At 48.9% G+C, this 24,659-nt stretch carries 21 protein-coding genes and 1 pseudogene; 14 read left to right on the top strand and 8 right to left on the bottom strand.

The features are described 5' to 3' along the window. The first annotated feature begins 54 nt into the window (after positions 1 to 54). The 3 genes from cfa (at position 55) to recD2 (ending at position 4,638) form a co-directional block, all read left to right on the top strand. Positions 55 to 1,191: a cyclopropane fatty acyl phospholipid synthase gene (cfa, locus tag Q366_RS06185; RefSeq protein WP_035237351.1), complete on the top strand. Its 1,137-nt coding sequence runs from the start codon at positions 55 to 57 to the stop codon at positions 1,189 to 1,191. A 182-nt stretch (positions 1,192 to 1,373) separates the two neighbouring features. Then, positions 1,374 to 2,024 carry a hypothetical protein gene (locus Q366_RS06180; protein WP_035237349.1) on the top strand — a complete coding sequence of 217 codons (651 nt, stop codon included), beginning with the start codon at positions 1,374 to 1,376 and terminating at the stop codon, positions 2,022 to 2,024. 67 nt (positions 2,025 to 2,091) lie between these two features. Continuing rightward, positions 2,092 to 4,638 (top strand): SF1B family DNA helicase RecD2, encoded by a 2,547-nt coding sequence (gene recD2, locus Q366_RS06175; RefSeq protein ID WP_035237347.1) that lies wholly within the window; start codon positions 2,092 to 2,094, stop codon positions 4,636 to 4,638. Between the two features lie 53 nt (positions 4,639 to 4,691). Here recD2 and Q366_RS06170 read toward each other — a convergent pair whose 3' ends face one another. The 3 genes and pseudogenes from Q366_RS06170 to Q366_RS21910 form a co-directional block, all read right to left on the bottom strand. After that, complete coding sequence (locus tag Q366_RS06170; RefSeq protein WP_035237345.1) at positions 4,692 to 4,979, bottom strand: integration host factor subunit alpha; 288 nt, start codon at positions 4,977 to 4,979, stop codon at positions 4,692 to 4,694. A gap of 101 nt (positions 4,980 to 5,080) precedes the next feature. Then, complete coding sequence (locus tag Q366_RS21915; protein WP_245619888.1) at positions 5,081 to 5,731, bottom strand: methyl-accepting chemotaxis protein; 651 nt, start codon at positions 5,729 to 5,731, stop codon at positions 5,081 to 5,083. Between the two features lie 313 nt (positions 5,732 to 6,044). Then, a pseudogene (locus tag Q366_RS21910) lies at positions 6,045 to 7,160 on the bottom strand (cache domain-containing protein); the annotation flags it as partial. A 626-nt stretch (positions 7,161 to 7,786) separates the two neighbouring features. Between Q366_RS21910 and Q366_RS06160 the strand changes: the two are divergent. From Q366_RS06160 to Q366_RS06130, 7 genes are all read left to right on the top strand, one after another. Beyond that, entirely contained in the window at positions 7,787 to 8,101 is a 315-nt protein-coding gene (locus tag Q366_RS06160) for an STAS domain-containing protein (protein ID WP_035237343.1), read from the top strand. A gap of 3 nt (positions 8,102 to 8,104) precedes the next feature. Further along, on the top strand, positions 8,105 to 8,470 hold the full coding sequence (locus tag Q366_RS06155; RefSeq protein ID WP_035237341.1) for a response regulator: 366 nt from the start codon (positions 8,105 to 8,107) through the stop codon (positions 8,468 to 8,470). Between the two features lie 84 nt (positions 8,471 to 8,554). Further along, positions 8,555 to 10,651 (top strand): chemotaxis protein CheA, encoded by a 2,097-nt coding sequence (locus tag Q366_RS06150; protein WP_035237339.1) that lies wholly within the window; start codon positions 8,555 to 8,557, stop codon positions 10,649 to 10,651. A gap of 24 nt (positions 10,652 to 10,675) precedes the next feature. Then, positions 10,676 to 11,215, top strand: coding sequence for a chemotaxis protein CheW (locus tag Q366_RS06145; protein WP_035237337.1), 540 nt, complete (start codon positions 10,676 to 10,678; stop codon positions 11,213 to 11,215). Between the two features lie 39 nt (positions 11,216 to 11,254). Continuing rightward, a complete protein-coding gene (locus Q366_RS06140) occupies positions 11,255 to 12,124 on the top strand; it encodes a CheR family methyltransferase (RefSeq protein WP_035237335.1) in 870 nt (289 codons plus the stop codon). 15 nt (positions 12,125 to 12,139) lie between these two features. Continuing rightward, positions 12,140 to 13,216, top strand: coding sequence for a protein-glutamate methylesterase/protein-glutamine glutaminase (locus Q366_RS06135; protein ID WP_035237333.1), 1,077 nt, complete (start codon positions 12,140 to 12,142; stop codon positions 13,214 to 13,216). Then, complete coding sequence (locus Q366_RS06130; RefSeq protein ID WP_035237331.1) at positions 13,179 to 13,769, top strand: chemotaxis protein CheD; 591 nt, start codon at positions 13,179 to 13,181, stop codon at positions 13,767 to 13,769. Before Q366_RS06135 ends, Q366_RS06130 begins: the two co-directional genes overlap by 38 nt. On the opposite strand, the gene Q366_RS06125 is transcribed toward Q366_RS06130, so the two are convergent. The 5 genes from Q366_RS06125 to Q366_RS06105 form a co-directional block, all read right to left on the bottom strand. Further along, positions 13,766 to 15,832, bottom strand: coding sequence for an ATP-binding protein (locus Q366_RS06125; RefSeq protein ID WP_035237329.1), 2,067 nt, complete (start codon positions 15,830 to 15,832; stop codon positions 13,766 to 13,768). The genes Q366_RS06130 and Q366_RS06125 overlap by 4 nt on opposite strands. Then, positions 15,832 to 16,437, bottom strand: a complete 606-nt coding sequence (locus tag Q366_RS06120; protein WP_035237327.1) for a YfiR family protein — start codon at positions 16,435 to 16,437, stop codon at positions 15,832 to 15,834. The genes Q366_RS06125 and Q366_RS06120 overlap by 1 nt, the downstream gene beginning before the upstream one ends. Before the next feature lie 17 nt (positions 16,438 to 16,454). Continuing rightward, complete coding sequence (locus Q366_RS06115) at positions 16,455 to 18,458, bottom strand: TonB-dependent receptor plug domain-containing protein (protein ID WP_245619887.1); 2,004 nt, start codon at positions 18,456 to 18,458, stop codon at positions 16,455 to 16,457. A gap of 61 nt (positions 18,459 to 18,519) precedes the next feature. After that, positions 18,520 to 19,521: a DnaJ domain-containing protein gene (locus tag Q366_RS06110; protein ID WP_035237325.1), complete on the bottom strand. Its 1,002-nt coding sequence runs from the start codon at positions 19,519 to 19,521 to the stop codon at positions 18,520 to 18,522. A 2-nt stretch (positions 19,522 to 19,523) separates the two neighbouring features. Further along, a complete protein-coding gene (locus Q366_RS06105; RefSeq protein WP_035237323.1) occupies positions 19,524 to 20,669 on the bottom strand; it encodes a DUF362 domain-containing protein in 1,146 nt (381 codons plus the stop codon). 230 nt (positions 20,670 to 20,899) lie between these two features. Between Q366_RS06105 and potA the strand changes: the two genes are divergently transcribed. From potA to Q366_RS06085, 4 genes are read left to right on the top strand one after another with little or no spacing between them, the layout of a single operon-like run. Beyond that, a complete protein-coding gene (gene potA, locus Q366_RS06100; protein WP_035237321.1) occupies positions 20,900 to 21,994 on the top strand; it encodes a spermidine/putrescine ABC transporter ATP-binding protein PotA in 1,095 nt (364 codons plus the stop codon). Continuing rightward, positions 21,984 to 22,847: a spermidine/putrescine ABC transporter permease PotB gene (gene potB / locus Q366_RS06095; RefSeq protein ID WP_035237319.1), complete on the top strand. Its 864-nt coding sequence runs from the start codon at positions 21,984 to 21,986 to the stop codon at positions 22,845 to 22,847. The genes potA and potB overlap by 11 nt, the downstream gene beginning before the upstream one ends. After that, a complete protein-coding gene (potC, locus tag Q366_RS06090) occupies positions 22,844 to 23,626 on the top strand; it encodes a spermidine/putrescine ABC transporter permease PotC (RefSeq protein WP_035237317.1) in 783 nt (260 codons plus the stop codon). Before potB ends, potC begins: the two co-directional genes overlap by 4 nt. Then, a complete protein-coding gene (locus Q366_RS06085; RefSeq protein WP_035237315.1) occupies positions 23,610 to 24,653 on the top strand; it encodes an extracellular solute-binding protein in 1,044 nt (347 codons plus the stop codon). The genes potC and Q366_RS06085 overlap by 17 nt, the downstream gene beginning before the upstream one ends. The last annotated feature ends 6 nt before the right edge of the window (positions 24,654 to 24,659 follow it).

Here is a 24,659-nt window from a genome sequence, read left to right as displayed (position 1 = left end):
GAACTTGCAACATCCCCCAAAAAGCAGGGACAGGGCCGGAAAGGAAGGGGAACCATGAGAGGAGAAAAAGCACAGCAGACTATAAAAACAATCTTAAAACCAATGGATATCCAGATCAATGGGAGCCGTCCCTGGGATATTCAAATCAACAACCCCCGATTTTACCAAAGAATCATTTCGGGCGGATCCCTGGCCCTGGGGGAAAGCTATATGGAAGGGTGGTGGGATTGCAAGGCCCTGGATGAATTCTTCAAAAGAATTCTTGAATCCCAGCTGGATAAAAAGATCAAATCCATGAAGCCGGTCATCCTCTGGGAAATTTTCAAAGCCAGGGTTATGAATGTCCAAAGCAGAACCCGGGCCTTTATCATCGGACAAAAGCATTACGATATCGGCAACGCCCTTTTTCAAATCATGCTGGATAAAGGGCTGAATTATTCATGCGGATACTGGCACCATGCAGATAATCTGGATGAGGCCCAGACCGGAAAGCTGGATCTGATCTGCCGGAAAATCGGTCTCAAACCCGGGATGGAAGTTCTGGATATCGGATGCGGATGGGGCGGGTTCGCAAAATATGCGGCTCAGACTTACGGCGTAAGGGTCAAGGGCATCACCGTTTCAAAGGAACAGGCGGAATATGCCCGGGAACAGTGCAAAAACCTTGATGTAACCATTGAATTGTCCGACTATCGTAATTTGAATAAAACATATGACAGGATTGTTTCCATCGGCATGTTTGAACACGTGGGATGGAAAAATTACGGGACCTTTATGGAAGTGGTCCACCGCTGCCTGAAAGATGACGGGCTTTTTCTTCTGCACACCATCGCAGGAAATACCCCTGCCAAAGGAACGGACCCCTGGATCAGTACATATATTTTCCCCAACTCCATGGTCCCCTCTGCCAGCCAGGTCTCCCGAGCCGCAGAAGGACTCTTTATCCTGGAAGACCTGCATAGCCTGGGCCGTTACTATGACAGGACCCTCATGGCCTGGTATGAAAATTTCACGAAGAACTGGAATTTAATCAAAGACCAATATGACATGCGGTTTTTCCGCATGTGGACCTATTATCTTCTGTCCTGTGCCGCCAGTTTCAGAACCCGGCGGAACCAGCTGTGGCAGATTGTATTTTCCAAAAAGGGGATCAACCGGGTATTCCGCAGCGAAGGGGAATTGTTTATATGACCATACGGTAAGAATTGCCGATAAACCAGGCAATTATTGCTGGTTAAAAGAAGTCATGAATCCGTCGGATCGGGCAAAGGTATTGGAGAATAAAGGCATTATTCTTTTCTTTTCTGAGGCACAGTAATTGCTATTTCAAAAAAATGAGATAGTGATCATATCATTAAGAAAAGGAAAACATCATGACCGCCATATCCAGTAATTATTCAAGCCTTAATGCCTATGCCGGAACCGGCCTGGCCGGCCTGTTGTCAACTGCTTCGCCCGCCAGTCGGGATGACGAGGATTCAAGCACCGGCGTATCTACCGGCACAGATACCGTAACTCTGTCGCCAGAAGCCCTGGCCGCAGCCAACCGGGATTCTTTAGGGCTTCCGGCAACAGGTAAACTGACCTTGTCGGATTTTGAAACTGCGTCATCCGACCAGGAAGACATAGTAAACACGCTGCTGGCCTCGGCCATGGAAGGGCTGGGTATTGATGCCGACCAGAAGGTTTCCTTGTCCTTGGACAGCAACAATGAAATTAAAGTTAAAAACAGCTTTACAGGCAGTGATAAACTTGAAGACGTGTTAAACGCAAGCCGCGAATTCACCCAGGCATTCACTGCATTAACAGCAAATAATGAAATTCTGGATTTTACCGAATCCCTTCAGGAAAAAGTAGCCAGTACCAGCCTGGCCGACTTCATGAATAGCGACACCACAGAGGCTGATCTTCTTTCCCTGGCAGCCCAATATTCCAGCATCAATGCCGCCTCAGGCTCCCTGGAAACACTGTGGAATATCAGCCATGAGCAAACACCCTATACATATGCATACAATCAGGGGTAGCGGGTCAAACCAGATTTACCCAAATTAAGTTGTTTTGGTCCGGCGTGTCCTGTATGGTAAGCCCATAATGAACCAAAGAACAGAGACATTGCCTGATACCGGCCATATCAACGAAGTATTAAAGGCTGTCGTGGACCGGGTCACATTCCATAATCCGGACAATGGCTGGTCTATTCTCAGGGTACTGCCCTTTGATCGTCCGGGCAGCCGGGAAACCGTGGTGGTCCACCAGACAAAGGTATTTGCCGGGGCCACCATGGAATTTGAGGGGGCATGGACCGTACATCCGAAATTCGGCCGTCAGTTCAAGGCCGTGCATGCCCGGGAAAAAAAGCCTGCTACGGCATCGGCCCTGGAAAAATATCTCGGCTCAGGAATGATCAAAGGCGTGGGCCCCAAAACCGCAAAAAAAATCGTGGGATATTTCAAGGACCAGACCCTGGATGTGTTTGAATCCGATATTGCGCGCCTGGTGGAGGTGCCCGGGATTGCCCACAAAAAGCTTGGCATGATTTCAACGGCCTGGGAGGAGCACCGGGCCATCCGGGATGTGATGATGTTTCTGCAGTCCCACGGGATTTCCACTTTATTTTCCGTTCGCATATATAAGGAATACGGCCATAATTCCATTGCCTGGATCACCCAGGACCCTTATCGCCTTGCTGCTGATTTTTTCGGCATTGGGTTCTTTACCGCAGACAAGGTGGCCTTAAGCATTGGCCTTGAAACGGACAGTCTTCCGCGAATCACCGCCGGTATCCGCCATGTGCTGTCCGCAGCCCGGGAGTTCGGGCATTGTTATCTTACATTTCCCCAGATCCGGGAACAGGTAAAAGATCTGCTCAAGCTTGACCTGTCACAGCAGCTTGAAACCCTTCTGGCAGACATGGAATCCCAGCGGCTCCTGATGCGCAGGGATCTGGCCGATGACAACGGACAGCCTGTGGCCTGTTACTATGCACGCTCTCTCTATTTTGACGAGGCGTATGTGGCCAGGCGGCTTTCAGATCCAGGTCCTGACCGGACCTTTGACCAGGCCCGGATTGACCGGTGGGTGGCGTTATTCTGCCAACGGTGTCAGATGCAGCTCTCCGTTGAACAGGCCACAGCAGTCAAGGGGGTGGTACAGCAGCAGTTTTCCGTGCTCACCGGTGGACCCGGGTGCGGTAAAACCACGGCCACACGGGTGCTGGTCCGCCTGCTGGAAGCCATGGGCCAAAAGGTGATGCTGGCTGCACCCACGGGCCGGGCGGCCCAGCGTATGAGCGAGGTGATCGGAAAACCGGCCAAAACCATTCACCGGCTCCTGGGCTGGAAAGCCGGCGGATTCAAACGAAATGAAAACTCCCCGTTAAAGACAGATTTTCTGGTGGTGGACGAGTGCTCCATGCTGGATATCAACCTGACTGCCTCCTTGCTCAAAGCAGTACCCAGGCTATGCCAGGTGGTATTTATCGGCGACTACGACCAGCTGCCTTCAGTGGGGGCGGGCAACGTGCTTAAAGATATCATTGCCTCACAGGCAGTGCCCTGTTTCCGGCTTACCCAGGTGTTTCGCCAGGCCCAGTCCTCTTTGATCATAAAATTTGCCCACCAGATCAATAAGGGCCAAATGCCATGGATAAAAAGTCCGTTTAAATCTCCATCCATCTGGCAGGACGGAACCGACTGTCTGTTCATTGATTCCGATGAAGCCACCAAAGAACAGATCGCCTTTGTCAGCCGGGTCAAACGTTTATATGTGCATGTTGACCCGAAAATGTCGGGAAGCAGTGGGATTCAAAAAAGTTCCGGCGCCTGTGATTCCCGGGACAATGCTCATGATGATTTGTATGAATTCAGGGTTGATGAGGCGTGTTCACCCTGGGAGACTGAAATTGCGATACCCAGAAAGTTTGCCCATGTGGATCTGACACGCCTGGCAGGCACTGAAAATCGCATTGAAGAACTTATGGAGGTGGTGGAAAAGATACACCCATGGTCCTCTCTGCATTATGGCCTGTCTGCTTTGGATGCGGTGAAAAAATTATATCTGGAGTGGATTCCCAAATACCTGGGAAAAGATACGGAAATCCAGATCCTTTCCCCCATGACCCGGGGCAGTCTTGGCACACTATCTTTGAACCGTGAAATCCAGGATAGCTATAATCCCATGGGCCCGGGCAAGGCCCAGCTTACCGTGGGGCAGCGGATATTCAGAACCGGGGACCGGGTGATCCATAGAAAAAACAACTATGATCTGGGAGTATTCAACGGAGACATCGGCATCATTGACCGGATCAACACCATGGACATCACCTGCACGGTCCGTTTTCTACCGGATAACCGGGTGGTGCACTACAGCCAAGCAGACATCATGGAACTTGACCTGGCCTATGCCATTACCATCCATAAATCCCAGGGAAGTGAATTTGAAGTGGTGATCATTCCGGTATTGACCCAGCATTTTAAAATGCTTTTCCGCAACCTGATCTACACAGGAATTACCCGTGCCAGAAAACTGGCCGTGTTTGTCGGCACCCGAAGGGCTTTGGGCATGGCCGTGGGAAATCAGGATATCAGCCGCCGCCAAACCGCGCTAGAGGTTTTGCTTACAAAAGAGGTAAAAATATAGCCGCTGCAGGACCAGAAAACGATTACGTGAAAATCGTGTGCTTTAGATTTTGATTAAATTTCTTCATTGATTTTATTTTTAAGCTTGCCTGCACATTTGAACGTGACCACCCGTCTTTTTTCAAGGATCATGGCCTCCCCTGTAGCCGGATTCCTCCCCTTTCTCGGGGACTTTTCAATGACCTGGAATTTCCCGAATCCGGAAATCATAAGATCTTCACCCGAAGCCAGGGTGGACTTAATGATTTCGATCAGGGTTTCAAGGACCTCCTTGGACTGGGATGGGTTGTGATCAAATATATTTGAAATTTCTTCGATAAGTGTGGATTTGGTACAGGTCAAAATTTCAGCCTTTTTTAATTTAGATTGAATGAACTTTGAATATATTAATCGGTTTTCCAAAAGAGTCAAGCGATTAGATGGATACCCGGCACGAATCATGTCTAGTATTTTTCAAAATCATCATCCAGGCAATCTTCCCCCATGTCCAGCACAACGCCCCGAACCTGACCCAGTGCGTCTTGGCTGTTGGTAATGGTTTTTGAGTTACGGCTCTCCCGGCTGCAGTCTGTCCGATCTGTCTTGGATACGGATTTTTCCTGTTGCAGCACCTGCCCCCGGGTTTTCATGTCTCCAATCCGGAAGAAAGAAATTGCCTGCTGGAGCTGTTCTGCCTGGGCAGAGAGCTCTTCTGCGGTTGAGGACATCTCCTCGGAAGAACTGGCATTCTGCTGGATAATCTGATCCAGTTGCTGCAAGGATTTATTTATCTGGTCTGCACCTGTGCTCTGTTCCGCAGAGGCCGCATTGATTTCCTGAACCAGTTCGGATGTTCTGCGGATATCCGGAACGATTTTGTTGAGCATTTCACCGGCATTTTCAGCAATTTCAACACTGGAAGTGGACAAATTACTGATTGCACTGGCTGCGGTCTGGCTGCGCTCGGCAAGCTTTCTGACCGCATCTGCAACCACGGCAAATCCCTTGCCGTGATCCCCGGCCCGGGCCGCCTCGATGGCGGCATTTAACGCCAGCATATTGGTCTGTCTTGCAATCTCTTCGATAATAAGGATCTTGGCGGCAATTTCTTTCATGGCCGCAACGGTTTTGGCCACAGCCGCCCCCCCCCTGCTCGGCATCTTCAGCGGCCTGGACAGCTAATCGCTCGGTCTGCCGGGCATTCTCTGCATTCTGTCTAATATTGCCGGACATCTCCTCCATGGCGACGGAAGCCTGTTCCGCAGAGGCCGCCTGTTCCGTGGCACCCTGGGACATCTGTTCAGATGTGGCGCTGAGTTCTTCGCTGCCGGCAGCAACGTTGCTTACAGCATTCTGGACCTCATCGACAATATCCGTAAGCGATGCCGCCATATTCTTGATGGCCTTTTGAAGATCTCCAATCTCATCTTCACTGTTGGATTCAATATTAACGTTCAGATCGCCTTGGGCAAGCTTGTTTGCCACATCAACACCCTGGGAAAGGGGAAGTTCAATGTATTTTCTTGCCATAAATCTTACCCAGAAAAAAGCCGCAAGTATAAGTATGGCAATAGTAACCGCCGTTAAAAGAATCTGATTTCGGACCAGATTATTGAGTTGTTTTCTTTTCTCCAGGATTTTATTTTGCACCCCGTCAATGTATACGCCTGTGACAACAATCCAGTTCCAGGGTTTGAAGTATCTGAAATATCCGATTTTGGGTTCAGCTTTTTCAGATCCTATTTTAGGCCAGGTATAATTTATGAGGCCCTGACCATCAGACTTGGCCATCGCAATAATTTCCCTGAAAACAAATCTCCCCGAGGAATCTTTAATATCCATAAAATTTGTGCCAACGGTTTCCTGATTTAAATGGGCCAGAACATTGCCCTGGGTATCCATGATGTAAAAATAGTCATTGTCCCCGTATTTCATATCAGAAACAATGTTTATGGCTACTTTTTGTGCATCTGCTTCAGCTTTGTCAACGTATAGACCGGTACCGATGATCCAGTTCCATGGCTTGAAGGAGCGGACATAGGACAGTTTTTTCACCCATTTGTTGTCATCATCAAGAGCGGGCCAAAGATAGCCGACATATCCTTCTCCCGCTTCCTTGCACAGGCGTACAAACTCCACGAATAAAGGGGTATCGGTTCCTATTGCCGTAATGACTTTCCCGTTTTTGGTAAGCCGGGAAATGTCTTTTCCATTCAAATCCGGTGCGATGGGATGCATAACCATTTTGGAATCTGTGTCATTGATCCAGAAATAGTTGCCGTTCTCATAGCGCAACGCTTCAATTTCGGACTCAATCTTTTTCTGGGCTGTTTTCATTTTTTGATCGCTAATAGAGGAGGATCCCTTCCGGGCTTGTGTATATGCCCTATTGATCATGGAATAAGGAACTTCCACAAGATTTTTCAATTCTGCACCATATCTCTTTTTTATATCTTCAATATTAACGGCCTGGCTATGAACCTTTACAACCATGGTATAGACCGAATCCACCAAGTCTATAAGCTTTTGTCTGGTTTCATCCATCAACTCTTTTTCAAAGGCTGCAATATCTTCGCGGACCAGGTGGATTGTGCTGTAAAGGGAGTAGCTCCCCACAACGCCGACTGAAATGAGAATTGCCAGAATAACGATTATGATAATTTTTCTTTTGATCTTAAAATCTTTAAAACGCATCCTAATCCTCCTTACAGATGAAGTGATTTTTTAAAAAAACAAGACTTTTATTTCACCCATCAAATATCATAATTTTCGTACGGATAAATTTTATTTTCGTAACGGCCTGCCTTGAAGGCATTATTAATTTTAAAGTGATACAATTGAAAGACTTAAAATTATATCTGTACGGGGGTTTTATTGTCAATACGAATCATGAATCAGGACATTCCGGCTTTTAATTGAAATTATTTTATTAGCGCCGGCTGCGAAATACGTGGTGGCGTACGATAGTGAAGAGCTTCACGCCATCGGCAGCCAGGCTGCAATAATACTGGAAAAAGCAGGCCATCATTCCTTGAACATAGCCGACATTATGGAGAAAAATTGTAATGGCTATTCAATTTCTCTGGATGATAATATTGAACTTTTTTGACACAAAATTTTGATTGGCGTATATTTAAAAAAACAGCAGTGAAATCAGACAAGGAGCACACATGATTTCCGGGAATCAAGATAAAAACGGCAACTTGGTGATAAAAATTGAGGGATCCCTGTCTGCTTACAACGCAGGAGATATTAAAGATCGTTTATTGACGGGATTTACAAATCATCAAGGGGTTATTTTAGATATTAATGGCGTCACCGAATGCGATACACTGGGGATTCAGCTTCTTTTATCCGCCAGGAAAACAGCTGAAATGTTAAATAAAACATTTAATGTCACAGGAGACTCCCCGTCGGTTCAGGATATGCTAACCGGGCTGGGACTGGAAGCGGAAGACTTTCCCTGTGTTTTGAAGGAGGATTAAAGAATGGCAAAAGTCATTATGACGGCGGATGATTCAACCAGTATCAGACAGATGGTCAGTTTTACATTAAACCAGGCCGGCTATGACGTCATTGAAGCTGAGGATGGGCTGGATGCGGCAGATAAACTCGCCGGCATCCATGTTGACATGCTGTTGACGGATTTGAATATGCCCAACAAGAATGGATTAGAGTTGATTGAATGGGTCCGGTCCATGCCCCGATTCAAGTTTATGCCCATTATTATGCTGACAACCGAAGCTGAGACGGAAATGAAACAAAAAGGCAAGGCTGCCGGGGCCACAGGGTGGATTGTGAAACCGTTTAAACCCGAGCAGTTGCTTGCCCTGGTAAAAAGAATTCTTCGTTAATCCAATTGTGCTTAAAGATAAGACAGTTTTCATCTTGAACATGTATATCCATCACTTGAGCATCTATTTTAAAGGACGGATACTATGAATGAATCCAACAGATTCATTGAAGAATTCTGCCATGAAGCAGAAGAGCTTCTATCAGGTGTTGAAGATGCGGTTCTGGATATTGAAGAAAATCCCGGGGATCAGGAAGCGGTAAACCGGCTGTTTCGCGCCATGCATACCATCAAGGGATCCGGATCCATGTTCGGATTTGATGCCATTGCCGAGTTTAGCCATCATGTTGAAACAGCTATGGATAAAGTTCGAAACGGAACGGTTCCCGTCACCAAGACGCTTATCGATCTGATCCTGGTGTCACGGGATCGCATCACGGCCATGCTTGCCGAAGCCAACGGAGATGGCCCGCCGGCAGATCCCCGGGAAGGCGAAAAAATTATTGCTTCCCTTAAAGCCCTGCTGAGTTCCCATGGCGCTGCCGCCCCAGATGAAAATCCCCCAAAAGAAACGCCGGAACAAGCCTCGGAGCCGGCTAAGCCGGTTCAGCAAAACCAAGCGGTTTACCGTATTCGGTTTTCACCTGATCCGGATATATTTTTCACCGGCATGGATCCGGTCATACTGCTCTATGATCTTGCAGATATGGGGGAGTGCAGCGTCGTGGCCCAGACCGAGAAAGTACCGGATCTGGAAAATCTTTCCCCGGAGTCATGCTATCTTTTCTGGGATATAATTTTAACCACGGCCAAACGTATCAATGCTGTCAAGGATGTTTTCGTCTTTGTGGAAGATAAATGCAAAATCGATATTAAAACCGTTGAAGAGGAAGTGATTACATCCGAGCAGATGCCTGGGCCGCGGTTGGGTGATATTCTTGTTGAACGGGGTGATATTGACAGAAAAACCCTGGACAAGCAATTCGGTACCCGGAAAAAAATAGGTGAGCGACTGGTGGAATCCGGTGCGCTTTCCAAGGAAAAGATCAAGTCTGCGCTGAACGAGCAGACGGTTGTCTCCAAAATGCATAAATCCGCTGCCGCATCAACCGTGCGTGTGCCGTCAGACAGGCTTGATAAGCTGATCAACCTGGTGGGCGAACTGGTGATTAACCAGGCCCGGCTGACCCAGGTGGCGTCAAACAGGGAGGATACAGACCTAGGTGAATCCGTGGAGGAGATTGAGCGCCTGACCGGTGAGCTTCGGGACAGTGTGCTCAATATCAGGATGATGCCCATCGGCACCACATTCAACAAGTTCCGGCGTCTGGTGCGGGATCTGTCCTCCCAGCTCAACAAGGAGATTGAGCTGGTTACCCATGGCGCGGAAACAGAGCTTGATAAAACCGTTCTTGAACGCCTTGATGATCCCCTGATACATCTGATCCGCAACAGTCTTGATCATGGCGTGGAACCTCCCGGGCTTAGAGAACTCAAGGGCAAACCCGCAAAAGGAACGATTATCCTGTCCGCCCGCCATAAGGGAACCAATGTGGTCATTACCATCCAGGATGACGGCGCTGGACTCAATGTCGATACCATCCGGCAAAAAGCTGTGGAAAAGGGGTTGATCCCTGAAAATGCAGAGTTATCCGACAAAAAAATATTTGCCCAGATTTTTGCGCCAGGATTTTCCACAGCCAAGGAAGTGACAAGTATATCCGGCCGCGGTGTGGGTATGGATGTGGTCAAAAGAACCATTGAGTCCTTGAGGGGGCGCATTGATATTGACAGTGTGCCTGGTGAAGGGACCAAAATCACGCTGATCCTTCCTTTAACCCTGGCTATTATCAACGGTCTGCTTGTGAGCATTGACGATGATTTCTTTGTACTGCCTTTGATGTCTGTTGAGGAATGTGTTGAGATTAAGAGCAAGGAAATCGAGATGATCAACGGCAGGAACATTCTCAATGTCCGGGGGGATATGGTGCCCTATATCCGCCTTCGGGACCGTTTTCACATGGGAAACCGTCGTCCGGAGAAGGAACATATCGTTATTACTGATGTAAATGACAGTCGTATCGGTTTTGTCGTGGACCATGTGATCGGTGGACATCAGACCGTGATAAAACCTTTGGGCCCGGCCTTCAAAAATATCAAGGATATATCCGGGGCCACCATCCTGGGGGACGGCACCGTGGCCTTGATTTTAGATACCAATGTTCTTCTGGAAAGCGCCTAACATATTAATCATATAGGAGGATCAATGAGTGTACAGGGTATCATCCGGACAAGCCAGTACCTGACATTTAAACTGGACAATGAAATTTACGCCATGGACATAACAACGGTTCGTGAGGTACTTGATATCATTCCGATCACCAAAGTACCCCAGATGCCGGATTTCATGTGCGGGGTCATCAACCTGAGGGGTGGGGTGGTTCCGGTTGTGGATCTAAGACTTAAATTCGGTCTAAAAAAGGCAACATCTTTAAAGGAAACATGCATTGTTATTATTGAGGTGATTCTTGACGACGAACAGACGATCCTTGGTATTCTGGTGGATTCGGTCCTGGAAGTGATAAGCCTTGACCCCGAACAGATTGATCCCCCTCCCAGGATCGGTACCCGGCTCAAGACTGAATTTATCAGGGGGATGGGAAAAAAGGATACGGAATTTATAATCATTCTTGAAACGACAAAAGTTTTTTCCGCCCAGGAGCTTGCCATTGTCCAGGCTGCTGATGATATGCCCGTGCCCGAAACATCCGAGGGTGCAAATGCCGAGGAAGAAAAAAATGAGTAGGCGTAATACCCTGCTATTCGTACCCCAGAGTGGCAGATTATGAGTCTCCCGTCTCACCCCTCGCTTGCCATGGCGGATTTCAGACGGTTAGGCGACTATATACACGCTGAACTGGGCATCAAGATGCCTGATGCCAAGCGAGGTATGGTTGAATCCCGTTTGCGTAAACGCTTAAGTGCCCTGGATATGTCCTCTTATGAAGAATATTGTGCGTACCTGTTCAGCCCCGGGGGGCAAAAATATGAACTGCCCTATTTTATCAACCAGGTGACAACCAATAAAACCGATTTTTTCAGAGAATCCAAACAATTTGATTTTTTAAAGCAAAAGGCATTGCCTGAACTGCTTTCTTCCCTGCCCGCTGGCGGGTTCAAAAAATTGTATGTATGGAGTGCTGCCTGCTCCCGGGGCCATGAACCCTATACCCTGGCCATGGTGCTGTCTGAATATGCACAACAGCAGGATAAAAAAATAGACTTCAGCATTTTAGGGACAGACATTTCCACAGAGGTGTTGATGGTTGCCCAAAAAGCAGTATACCCCCATGATGATATTGAACCGGTACCCATGGCGCTGAGAAAAAAATATCTTTTGCGAAGCAAGGACCGGTGTAAAAATACGGTCAGAATTGTCCCCCAACTCCGATCCAAGGTCAGGTTACTCCGGTTGAATTTGATGAATAAACGGTATACCGGTATTGATCAGATGGATATTATATTCTGCAGGAATGTAATGATTTATTTTGAAAAGCAAACCCAGAATCAGATCCTGCACAAGCTGTTAAATCATTTAAAGCCCGGGGGCTTTCTTTTCATGGGGCATTCAGAAATTATCCAGCACGCTGACTTTCCTTTAAAATCAGTTCAAACAACTATTTATCAAAAAAAGGGCAGTGATCAAAGAGAATAAAAGAAGAAGGTTGCGATGGGGAGAAAAATTAGAGTACTTATTGTTGATGACTCCGCACTGGCCCGAAACGCGCTGTCCGAGGTGCTGACCTCTGATCCGGAAATTGAGATCATGGCAATGGCACAGGATCCGATCGTTGCGGCCTCGAAGATGCGCAATGAAGTTCCGGATGTCATTATACTGAATGTTGAAATGCCCCGTATGGATGGGATTACGTTTCTGAAAAGAATTATGGCCCAGCATCCCATTCCTGTTATCATCTGTTCGACCCTGGTCACCCAGGGGAGCCAGGTCGCATTGTCAGCCCTGGAAAGCGGGGCCGTGAAGGTGATTGAAAAGCCGAACCTGGGGACAAGAAAATTTTTTGAAGAATCAAAAATTAAAATCTGTGACACGGTCAAGGCGGCTGCCATGGTCACGGTCACGGTGCGCAAGCATGTAACACCCATTAAAGTCTCTCCAAAATTGACCGCAGATGCCATTTTGCCCGGCCCTCCCTGCAAAGCCATGGACAAAACCACGGAAACCGTCATTGCCGTGGGTGCGTCAACCGGCGGCACAGAAGCGTTAAGGATTCTTTTTGAAAGTCTGCCCCGGGACATGCCCGGTATGGTTGTGGTTCAGCATATGCCTGCCAATTTTACCAGGGCCTTTGCCAGTCGCATGGATAAAACCTGCCTTATGTCTGTCAAGGAGGCGGAAAATAACGATACTGTTTTACGGGGCCATGTGCTCATTGCCCCCGGCAATCAGCACATGCTGCTTAAAAGAAGCGGTGCCAGGTATTATGTTGAGATCCGGGAAGGCCCGCTGGTGTCCCGCCACCGTCCCTCGGTGGATGTTCTTTTTCGTTCAGCTGCCCGGTATGCCGGAAAAAATGCCCTGGGCCTCCTCATGACCGGGATGGGTGATGACGGTGCCAAAGGGATGTTGGAAATGAAACAGGCCGGGGCCTACACCATTGCCCAGGATGAAGCATCCTGCGTGGTGTTCGGCATGCCCAATGAGGCCATAAAACTGAATGCTGTGGACAGCATTCTTCCTTTGGATAAAATTGCAGACGCCTTACTCAAAAAATGCCGCACCCTTTAAGCGGACGGTAAATCAAATCTCCATCGGTATTGGAGACTATTTTGCCAGCCGCCAGGATGTTGTCATCCATACCGTACTCGGCTCATGTGTGGCGGTGTGCATGTATGATCCGGAAAAAAAAATCGGTGGGATGAATCACATCCTCATGCCGTTCAATCCGGATATTAATAAGTATGATGCCTCTGCCCGTTATGGCATCAATGCCATGGAGTTGTTGATCAACGCCATCATGCAGCTGGGTGGAAACCGTAAAAAATTGGTTGCCAAGACCTTTGGCGGGGCAAATCTGCTCATGGCCGTGTCCCGGGAAAATGCCGTGGGGGTAAAAAATGCAGAATTCGTGGTTGATTTCCTCCGGGCGGAAAAAATTAAGATCCTGGGTCGTGATTTCGGGGGTCATGATTCACGTAAAATTTTTTTTCACATTGCCACGGGTGACGTTTTTTTAAAGCGCGTGCCATCCATGAAATCGCTGGCAGCAGCAGAACAGGCAAAACGGAACCGGATTCAGGAACAGCTGGAAAGACCGGGCGATATCACACTTTTTGATTAGGGATGATGAGGCGTCCATTTTTTTAGTATTTCCAAAAGATCTTCCATCATGAAGGGTTTGGTCAGAAAATCGTCCATGCCTGCATCCCGGCAATTGTCCTGGTCATCCGTCATGGCATGGGCGGTGATGGCGATGATGGGGGTATGGGTGCCAAGAGTCAGTTCATGTTTTCTGATTTCCCGGCTGGCCTGGTAACCGTCCATTTTCGGCATCTGGCAGTCCATGAGGATGATGTCCGGTTTTAGAGAAATGAACTTATCCCTGGCATCAACACCCGTGGCTGCAATATCCACCCTGCATCCAAAGGCCTTGAGCATGCCTGAAAAAACCTCCTGGTTGGTGATATTGTCTTCGGCCACCAGCACATGGAGATTGATCTTGTCCGTCTTTGGGGGCCGGGCACGACCAGCGAAAGACTTCTCTCCAAGGCGTTGTTCTGCCTTTTTCAAAGGAAGAACAAAGGAGAATATGCTTCCCTGCCCTGGTTTGCTGATGCACCTGATGGTACCTCCCATAAGTGACACCAGGTCCGATGAAATGACAAGGCCAAGTCCGGTGCCCCCGTATTTGCGCGTAAAAGAGGCATCAGTCTGGGAAAAGGGTGTAAATACAAGTTTTTGTTTTTCAGTCGGGATGCCGATGCCGGTGTCTTTGATTGAGATGGTCAGGCCAACCCTGTCCCCCTTGCCGGTAAAGCTTTGAAATTCACTATCCTCCGGCAGGGATGTGGACACCATGATGGCTACGCCGCCTTTTTCTGTAAATTTTATGGCATTGCCCACAAGATTGATCAGCACCTGCCGGATCCTTGTGGGGTCTCCCATCAGGAAAAGGTGCGACCCCTTTTGGATATCAAGGGTTAGATTCAGGTTTTTATCCCTGGCTGCAGACATCAGAAGTGTTTTAATGTCCGTCAGCAGGCTGCCCAGGTCAAAGGCAATGGATTCAATCTCAAGCTTTCCTGCTTCAATTTTGGAAAAATCCAAAATATCGTTGATGATCTCAAGCAGGGCCTGGGCGGATTTTTGAATATTGACCGCAAATTTTTTCTGTTCACTGGAAAGTCTGGACGCCAGCAGGATTTCGGTCATGCCGAGAATGCCGTTCATGGGCGTTCTGATCTCATGACTCACGTTGGCAAGGAACTGGGATTTTACCTGGTTGGCTTCTTCTGCTTTTTTCTGGGCCTTTTCCAGACGAATGACCGTGGATTCAAGTTCTTCCTTGGTCTGGGTAAGGTCCAGAGTTCTTTGTTTGACCCGGGATTCAAGGCTTGAACTGTATGCATTCAGTGCTTGGTCCCTGGCCTGGATCTCTTCAATCATCTGGTTAAACTGCGCCACAAGCACACCGAATTCATCATCACTGTATTGTTTTACCCGGACCTGATAATTCTTTTGCCGGGTCACCTGCCCCATGGAATCAATAACACCAAATAATGGCCGGGTGAAGATGGACTGCATTTTGGAAGACAGAATCAGGATCACTGCCAACGTGATGATGACAATGCCTGCAACAATCAGATAATAGGCATACAGCCTTGTTTTCTGCTGCTGCATATCATCAATCAGATGAATGGCACCTAGGAAATTACCTTTGAAATTGACCGGCAGGATCACATGGGCATGGCCGTTTGTAAACCCGCTGAGCATTTTCCGGGCAGTAAATATCTCCATTGGGGACATGCCTGGCTTGCATATCTGTCTGACTTCATGGGCCAGGGCGTCAATGGGAATGGGGCCCCTTGAAAAATCAGCGTAAAGGGTGCCAAAGGTGTCGTAAAGGGCTGCGCCGATAATGCCCTGTTTTGCAGACAGGGCGCTTAAATCCTCTGATGCAGCATTCCGGTCGTTGAACATCATGGCAACCGAAGTGTTCAACGCGACCAAATCTGCCATGGATACAAGTTCATCAACCAGATTGCGTCTGGCAGTATAGGTTTCATAGGCCACCATGGAACCGGCCAGCATAAAAAGGGCCAGCAATGCCGTAAATCCAAGTGTCAGGATCAGTTTTGTCCTGATGGAAACGGCGTTATGGTTTGATTGTTTCTTAAATTTCATTATTTTTCATTTACGATGATAGCCAGTTTAAGCAGCCTGGAACTGAATTTGAGCTGGTGTGCCTCGGCGCTTTTAATATTGATCTCAAAATGGAGATGATCATTCCGTGTAAAAAACTGAATAATACCCCCGACCCGGCTGAAATTTTTATCTTCACCGATAGTGAGAACCGGCCTGTTCCCAATATCGTTTAAAATCCTAGAAACCTGTTCCAGACGCGTATGTCTGCTGATAAATACAATCTGACTTTCTGCCAGCGTTTTTTTATAACCGCCTTTATCGTCTTCGGCTTTGGGGTCAGGATACTGGACGGATATGATGCGTCCGGCACTGGTTTTGCCGTCAATGGTCCGGAAGTCCTCTTTAAGATGTTCATCACCGAACACCGCGATTTTAAAATTTTTCCCGCCACTGTCAAAAGCAGTTTCAGGCCATTGAATGAGTTTGGTGAAATTGTAAACAAAGGCGGCTTTGACCGTATATTCTCCAAGGTGCTGTGACCGGACGGTTTCAATGACGGTACAGACCAGAAACTGACAGGCACATGCAGATATGCATATTTTTATTATTTTATTTTTTAAGGATCGCACCTGTTTTATTGTCATGGGAAATACAACGGGCTTCAGAATTTATATGTCAGGCCGGCATAGGCGCTGCGCGGGACTTCCACGGGATAACTGAATGCTTCCTGGACAAATTCAAGATGGCTGTCCTGGAGCAGATTCTGCCCGATCAGGAAAAATTCCAGATCCGGCCGGATCTTCCATCCCAGGCGCAGGTCCAGGGTGGTGTAGTCGCCAATTTCATAGATGACATTATCCGTGAACGAAATTCCGTAGGTTGCGTTGGTTTTGCCCACGTATCGAAGCCAGGCGTCCAGGGTCAGATTTTCCGTCAAATCAAACCGGCCCCTCAAGGAGGCCTGGTGTTTTGTAAATCCAAAATCGATTTCGAAATCTCCGTCATTGTCATAATCATGGTAGGTCAGTGAATAGGCCAGGGTCCATTTGACGTTCCTGCTTGTGGCCAGATCCACTGCAATTTCCGCCCCACAGGACCGGGCATTGGACATGTTGCTCAGCACAATGTCCTGGATAAGTATTCGGTTCCCGGCGTCAAAATAGGCGGAACCTTGCGGTGAATAGATTCTTAGATTTTCATAATCATTGAAGAACAGTGCCAGGTCAATGAAAAGGCGGGATTGCGGGATAAAGCGGTATCCTGCTTCCCAGGCCCAAAGCGTTTCCGCTGTCTGGTCCTCATTGTTTAAAAATCTTGAATACATCGGGATACCTGAAATATCCCGTCCGGAGATGTAGATCAGGGCATTGGCCTCCATCCGGGAGGGAATCCGGGTGGCCCGGGAAATGGCAGTCCACACCCTGTGGTGTTCACTGGGTGCCCACAACAGCCTTGTGGATGGCTGAATTTCAAGACCGGTATAATCGTTGTGCTCAAATTTTGAGCCCATGGTCAGTTTGATTTTATCCCCAAGTAAAGAGATTTCATCCTGGATAAAGGCCGAGTACAGAAGCTCGCTTGTGCTGACAGGATCCATAAAGACAACTTTTGAGCCTGAATAATCATCATAAGTCTTCCGCAGCCGAAATCCCCAGATCATGTCGTTTCCAAAACCCAGCCCGAACCGGTGCTGGAATTGTGCATCAACGTTGTGCCGGTCTTCGTTGAGGATGTCTTCGGAACGCTGCATGGCATCATAGTACATCTGCAAAGATATTTCCGATGTTCCGGAAAAGACCTTTGTCCACCGGCCCATGATGTTACCGCCGGAAACATCTGTTTTTACGGGAAATTCATCCATGTATGGCGACACCTGACTGTAAAGATAGAGATCCTGGTGGATATGACCGTCGTAGATATCCCCCTGGAGGGTAAAATTATCGGCCAACGACAGTTGGGAATCCATGCGGAATCCAGCCTGATTGGTCTGCCAGTCATCACCGGCATCTTCCCCGGAAAGACGCTGAAATTCATCTCTGGCCCTGTGTTTGGCATAAATCCGCCAGAATTTGTCTTTACCCGTGGACCCGCCGTATCTTGCGGCCACCATATTTTTTTCCACTGATCCCGCAGAAGCCTGTACAAAACCGCCCTGGGTATCATGGGCCTGCCTGGTGATAATATTGCTCACCCCATTCACCGCATTGGATCCCCAGATGGTGGCCCCGGGGCCGCGGACCACCTCAATGTGGTCCACATCCTCAAGAAGCACATCTGTTACTTCCCAGTAAACGCCTGAAAAGCTTGGGGCATAAACACTTCGGCCGTCAACAAGAACCTGAAGACTTGGGGAGAACCGGCTGTTAAATCCCCTGCAGTTTACGGCCCATTTGTTGGCATCAATGCGTGCCACATTCACGCCCGGGGCCATGCGCAGGGCATCAGGGATACTGGTGGCCCCGGAGCGCCTGATATCCTCCCGGGTAATCACGAAAACAGCGGCAGCACTGTCAGACAGCCGCTGGCTTTTTTTGTTCACGGAAGTGACTTTGATGTCCATAAGTTCTTCAATGGAGAATTCAGTCAGATCTGGGTCCGGGTTCCGGGCGGCCGGGCATAAGCCAGGTAAAAAAAAGAACAGGCCCGGCAGAAGTAAAAGCAGCACAATTATTTTTTCCTGGAAAACGCGTGGCACCTGAACCCTCTTTCTTTAAATTCCGGGTTGTTCATCGATATGAGATCTTTTCAAGCAATGCCTGATAGGCGTTGCTCAGTTCCACAAACCTGTCGTGGCTGCCGCCCCTGTCCGGATGATGCTGCCTTGCAAGACGTCTGAATTCCCGGGTCAGGTCTTTTTTGTCCATGGATGCCAGGACCTGGGCCGTGAGATTAAATATCTTGAATGCCCGGGATAACGCAAGCTGCCGGGTGGCACCGGGCTGCTTAAACCAGCGGCTTCTTTGACGGAACTGAAAATCTTTAACCATATCATCCAGCAATACCGAATCCCCGTAAGTGTGATCAAAAAACATGACTGCATACCGGATCAGGTATTCATTCAGATGGCTGGTCAGTCCGAAAAGATCCTTGTTCAACAGGCATAACTCCTGGATAAAAAATGCTTCCACCTTATCCTGGTCCAGGGCATGGGGCATCTGCTTGGCCATGAACCTTTTGAAAAAGCGATGCAGATCAAGCACCGTATATACATAGGATTTCAGATCTTTTTGTCGCAACGCCCGCTCTTGTTCCATGAAAAACTGCTCGAGTTCATCCCGGGACTTGTTGTGCAGCTGTCTGAAAATCACTGCCGGCATATTCACCAGGGGGCCCTGGTCCATATTGCCGAATTTAAGAAAATGGGCCCGGCGTTTGTCAAAGGCATGAACCTGTCTTTCAATGGTTTCTTTCTGGGCCCGGGTCATGGGCGTATACTGCTTGAAAGAGCGCTGCCAGAACGTCTGGGTGGCTCTGCGGATGTCGGGCCGGACAAACGGCCGGAACAGGTCTTCAAGCTGTTCACTGTCAAAGGTGCCGGCAAGATTTGAAATCCTTGACTCCAGATCCGGGCTTAAATACCAGGCATTGCCGCCGGGATAATCAATCCAGGCCCCGGGGCAGGGCCCCAGATTTAAAATGTCCCGGGCCACCATCTGTTCACCCTGTCTGACAGATTCCCGCAAGATATAGGTGGTCTGCCTGTCTTTTTTTATCTTTGCCAGGTACATGGCTAACCGTGGACCCCTGGATTTTTATATGCCAGGGTATCCAGTTTGACCAGGTTGTATTGTCTTACGCCAAGGCCAATGTCCTGGGCATACGCAAGCTGGTGTTCCCAGTCTACGTACGGATAAAGTCCTTTGAACTTGTCCTCCCCCGGGTCCAGGTGGGTGGTCAGCACCGAAGACGCAAACCCCTGGGCCTGGTTGACAAGGTCTGCACTGGCCTGGTCAATGGCCACGGGATCGCAGGATGCCACCACACCGATATCGTTGCAGATGGGGGATTCGGCATAGGGCAGGCAGTCACATTTGGGGGAGACATTGGTGATAAAATTGACAAACAGGCATTTGCCGGCCTTGTCTTTCAGCACACCGGCAGTATACTCCATCATCTTTTCAAGAAACACGGGGACATCCTGGTTCCAGTTGATGGTGATGGACTGGGTGGGGCAGCGGACAATGCATTCGGCACACCCGATACAGGCCGCCTTATTCATATAGGCCTTTTTGTTCTCAATGGTTATGGCCTGCCCCGGGCAGTGCCGGGCACACAGGCCGCAGCCAATGCAGGTTTTGCGTTTGATTTTAGGACTTACATTGGAATGCTGGTCCAGCTTGCCCCGGCGGGATGCACATCCCATCCCCAGGTTTTTAAGGGTGCCACCGAATCCGGACAGTTCATGCCCCTTGAAATGGGCCAAAGCCACCAGGGCGTTGGCATTGATAATTTCCGAACCGATAAACACGTCCCGGTTGTGTTTGAGATCCACCTGGACAGCAGTCTCGCTTTTTCCGAACAGTCCGTCGGCAATGATCAAAGGGGCCCCGTCCATGGATGAATAGGAGAACCCGTTTTCCACGGCGGTTTTGATATGGGATACGGCATCAGACCGGGTTCCCACGTAAAGGGTATTGGCATCAGTCAGAAAAGGTGTGGCGTCTGCTTTTCTGATGGCCCGGATAATTTTCCGGATAAGAACGGGCCGGATATAGGCCGTATTTCCCTGTTCACCGAAATGCACCTTGACCGCTGTCAGATCGTTTTTCTCCAGAACAGCATGAAGTCCTGCCGTGGTTACCAATCGTTCCAGTTTGGCCGGAAGATTCTCCCTTGATGTGGCGGTCATGTCCATAAAAAATACATCTGCCCCCATTAAATTCTCCTTTTTTGCGTTGTTTCGGGCTTATTTTTATCAAAAATAAAATATCGGTCATGGAAATTCAATACAGGTAAATATATTGGCCGCGATCGCCCTGGGCATCTGCGTCTTTAAAATTGACAAATGGATGAAGAATAATATACGTTAAAACTCGTTTTTTTAAAACACAAAAAAGCTATATCACTGTAACCTAAACACATTTTACACCAATACAGGCAAAGGAGATGCTGGTGGAATCGGTGCTCTCTATTGGCGGACTGGGAAAATCTTTTTCCGGCCAGCAGATTCTTCAGGATTTTGACCTCGAAGTAAAAGCAAGTGAGTTTATTACACTTCTCGGTCCTTCGGGATGCGGGAAAACAACGCTTTTGCGCATCATTGCCGGTTTTGAAAAGCCCGACACCGGCACCATCCTCCTTGACGGAAAAAACCTGCTGTCCCTGCCTGCGGAAAAACGCAAGTTAAACACCGTATTTCAAAGCTATGCCCTGTTTCCTCATCTCACTGTGTTCAATAATGTTGCCTTTGGCCTGAAAATTAAAAAAATCAACGGCAGGGAACTTGAGACACGGGTAAATCAAGCCCTTGAACAGGTAAAGATGAATGATTTTTCCGCACGGTATCCCCATCAGCTTTCCGGGGGCCAGCAACAGCGGGTGGCCATGGCCCGGGCCATTGTCAACCGGCCAAGGATTCTTCTGCTGGACGAACCGCTTTCTGCTTTGGATGCACGGCTGCGCCGGGAAATGCAGCTTGAGCTGAAAAAACTCCAGCGGGAGCTTGGCATCTCCTTTATTTTTGTCACCCATGACCAGGAAGAAGCCTTGTCCATGTCGGACAGGATACTGGTGATGCAGGAGGGCAGGATTGCCCAGCTTGGCACCCCCCGCCAGGTTTACGAGGAGCCTGAAAATCTTTATGTTGCCAGATTCATCGGCGATATCAACTTTTTCCCGGGGAAAATCAGCACGGTTTCCGATTCAGGCCAGGTGGAGGTCACCATCTTTGGCCGGCAGATCACGGCCCACACCCAGCGGCAGTTCCAGCCGGATGACAAGGTCGTGCTGCTGCTGCGGCCCGAGGATTTAAGGCTTTATGAGCACCCCCCAAAGGAGATAAAAACCTTTGCCGGCAGCATTGTTGAACGCAGTTACCGGGGGTCCACCCTTGATACACTGGTCCGTCTTGATGACGGTCCGTTGTTGACAGCCTGCGAGTTTTTTGATGAGGATGACCCGGATTTTGACTACAGCGTAGGCGAACGGGTATATGTTTCCTGGGTTAAGGGCTGGGAGGTTGTTTTGCCTGATGAAAATTGATAGCAAAACCCGGTTCAGCATCATCGTGCTGATCTCAGGATGGTTTATCCTTTTCGGTGTTATTCCTCTGGTGCTGCTTGTCATTACAAGTTTTCTGACCATGGATCCGGCAAATCTGGTTCGTCTTTCTTTCAGTCTGAAAGCGTATTCACAGCTGCTTATTGATCCCAGCTATATTATCGTTTTCATCCGTTCCGTTAAACTGGCACTGATAACGACGCTGCTATGCCTGGGCCTGGGCTATCCCTTTGCCTGGTACACAGCCAGGATGCCGCCGAGATGGCGCACCTCAGTCCTCGTACTTCTGATGATTCCCTTCTGGACCAACTCCCTTGTCAGGACCTATGCCATGCGCATGGTGCTGGGTACCCAGGGGATACTCAATAAAGCCCTTTTAAGTCTGGGATTCATCCACACCCCTTTGAGAATCATGTACACTGATTATGCGGTTGTGGCAGGGCTTTTTTATCTGATGCTGCCTTTCATGGTGCTGCCGTTGTATGCGACCATTGAAAAGCTCAACTTCCAGCTGGTTGAAGCGGCCCGGGACCTTGGCGCAGGCGCTGCCAGCGCGTTTATCAAGGTCATTTTTCCGCTCACCCTGCCCGGCATCATGGCCGGCTGTGTCATGGTGTTTGTACCCACCATGGGTCTTTTCTATGTGGCCTCCCTTTTAGGCGGTGCACGCCAGCTGCTTGTGGGCAACCTGATCCAGCAGCAGTTCCTCAACGCAAGGAACTGGCCCCTGGGCTCGGCAACCAGCATTGTCCTTATTATTTTCATGGCAGTGATGCTGATCGGATACGGGCTGCTGTTACGCCGTTTCGGCCGGGGGAAGGGAATCAGCGGATGAATATATTAAGGCTGTTTTACTTTGCAGGCATATTTTTCTATCTCTATCTGCCCATCAGCGTGCTGGTTGTCAATGCGTTCAATCTGAACAAATACGGCATGAAATGGGGGGGATTTACCTTTAAATGGTTCACGGCCATGCTGGGAAACCACTCTCTGATGGAGGCGGCCCGCCATTCCGTGGTCATTGCCGTATGCGCGGCCAGCCTGGCCACAATGATTGGCGCCCTTGCCGCCATCGGGCTGAACCGGTACCGGTTTTTCGGACGAAAAGTCATCCAGGGTACAAGCATGACCCTGATGATGGCCCCGGATATTATCCTTGCCATTGCCTTTCTTGTTCTTTTCGTCACCCTGGGCATTGGCCTGGGGTTCTGGTCTTTGCTGTTTTCCCACATCACCTTTTGCCTGCCCTTTGCCATCATGACCATCACGGGAAGACTGCAGGATTTTGATCCCAACATTCTTGATGCGGCCCGGGACCTGGGGGCATCGGAAAAAAATATTCTCGCCCGGGTGATCCTGCCCATGATGCGGCCGGCACTTATCTCAAGCTGGCTTCTGGCATTTACCCTCTCCCTTGATGATGTCATCATCAGTTCATTTGTCACGGGTCCAAGTTACGATGTACTGCCCTTGAAAATTTTTTCAATGGTTAAGGTGGGAGTCAAACCCGAAGTGAATGCGCTTGCCGCGCTTCTGGTCCTGCTCTCCCTTGCACTGGTTATTGTCAGTCAATTAATGTTGAAGGAGAAAAAAAACCATGAAAACACGATTTAAACCCCTTATTATCCTTGCCGCCGTGCTGCTGCTTGCCGCCCTTCAGGCCCAGGCCGCAGAAAAAATTTTTATTTACAACTGGACAGAATATCTGCCCGAATCAGTGCTTGAACAGTTCACCAAAGAGACCGGCATTGAAGTGGTTTACACCACCTATGACAGCAATGAGACCATGTATGCCAAGCTCAAGCTGATCAAAAAAGACGGGTATGACGTGGCCGTACCCTCAACCTATTTTGTTTCAAAGATGGGCCGGGAAGGTATGCTCATGAAACTGGACCACGCCCTTTTACCCAATATGAAAAATCTTGACCCGGAACTTTTGAACAAGGATTATGACCCGGACAACGCCTACTCCATTCCCTATATGTGGGGCTCCACCGGCATTGCCGTGAACACCGACGAAATCCCCAAAGAACAGATCACATCATGGAAGGATCTATGGAAACCGGAATTTAAAGGGAAACTGCTGCTCCAGGACGATTTGCGGGAAGTGTTTCACATGGCACTGCGCATTAAAGGGTTTTCCGGCAACACCACGAATCCCAAAGAGATTGAACAGGCGTACCTGCTGCTCAAGGATCTGATGCCCAATGTGCTGCTGTTCAACTCCGACTCCCCGCGTCTTCCCTTTCTGGCAGGCGAGGTCAGCATCGGCATGATCTGGAACGGTGAGGCATGGATGGCCCGGGAAGAAAATCCGGCAATCCAGTATGTATACCCCAAAGAAGGCGCAAGCTTCTGGGTGGACAGCTTTGTCATCCCCCAGGGGGCAAGAAACCCCAAGGGCGCCCATGCGTTTATCAACTTCATGATGACCCCCGAAGTGGCCAAAGCCTGTGTTGAGGAGTACGGGTACCCCACCCCGGTGACCCCGGCCATTGCCCTGCTGGATACGGACATCAGCAGCAGCCGGACCATCTTTCCTGACGCGGGGATCATCAAACAGGGCGAGTTCCAGAATGATGTGGGACAGGCCATTGAAATTTATCAAAAATACTGGGAAAAACTTCGTACCAGCAATTAGTAAGGA

The organism is Desulfobacter vibrioformis DSM 8776 (assembly GCF_000745975.1).
Classification (GTDB): domain Bacteria; phylum Desulfobacterota; class Desulfobacteria; order Desulfobacterales; family Desulfobacteraceae; genus Desulfobacter; species Desulfobacter vibrioformis.
Note: the sequence above shows the minus strand (reverse complement) of the source record. Positions and strands in the feature narration are given on the sequence as shown.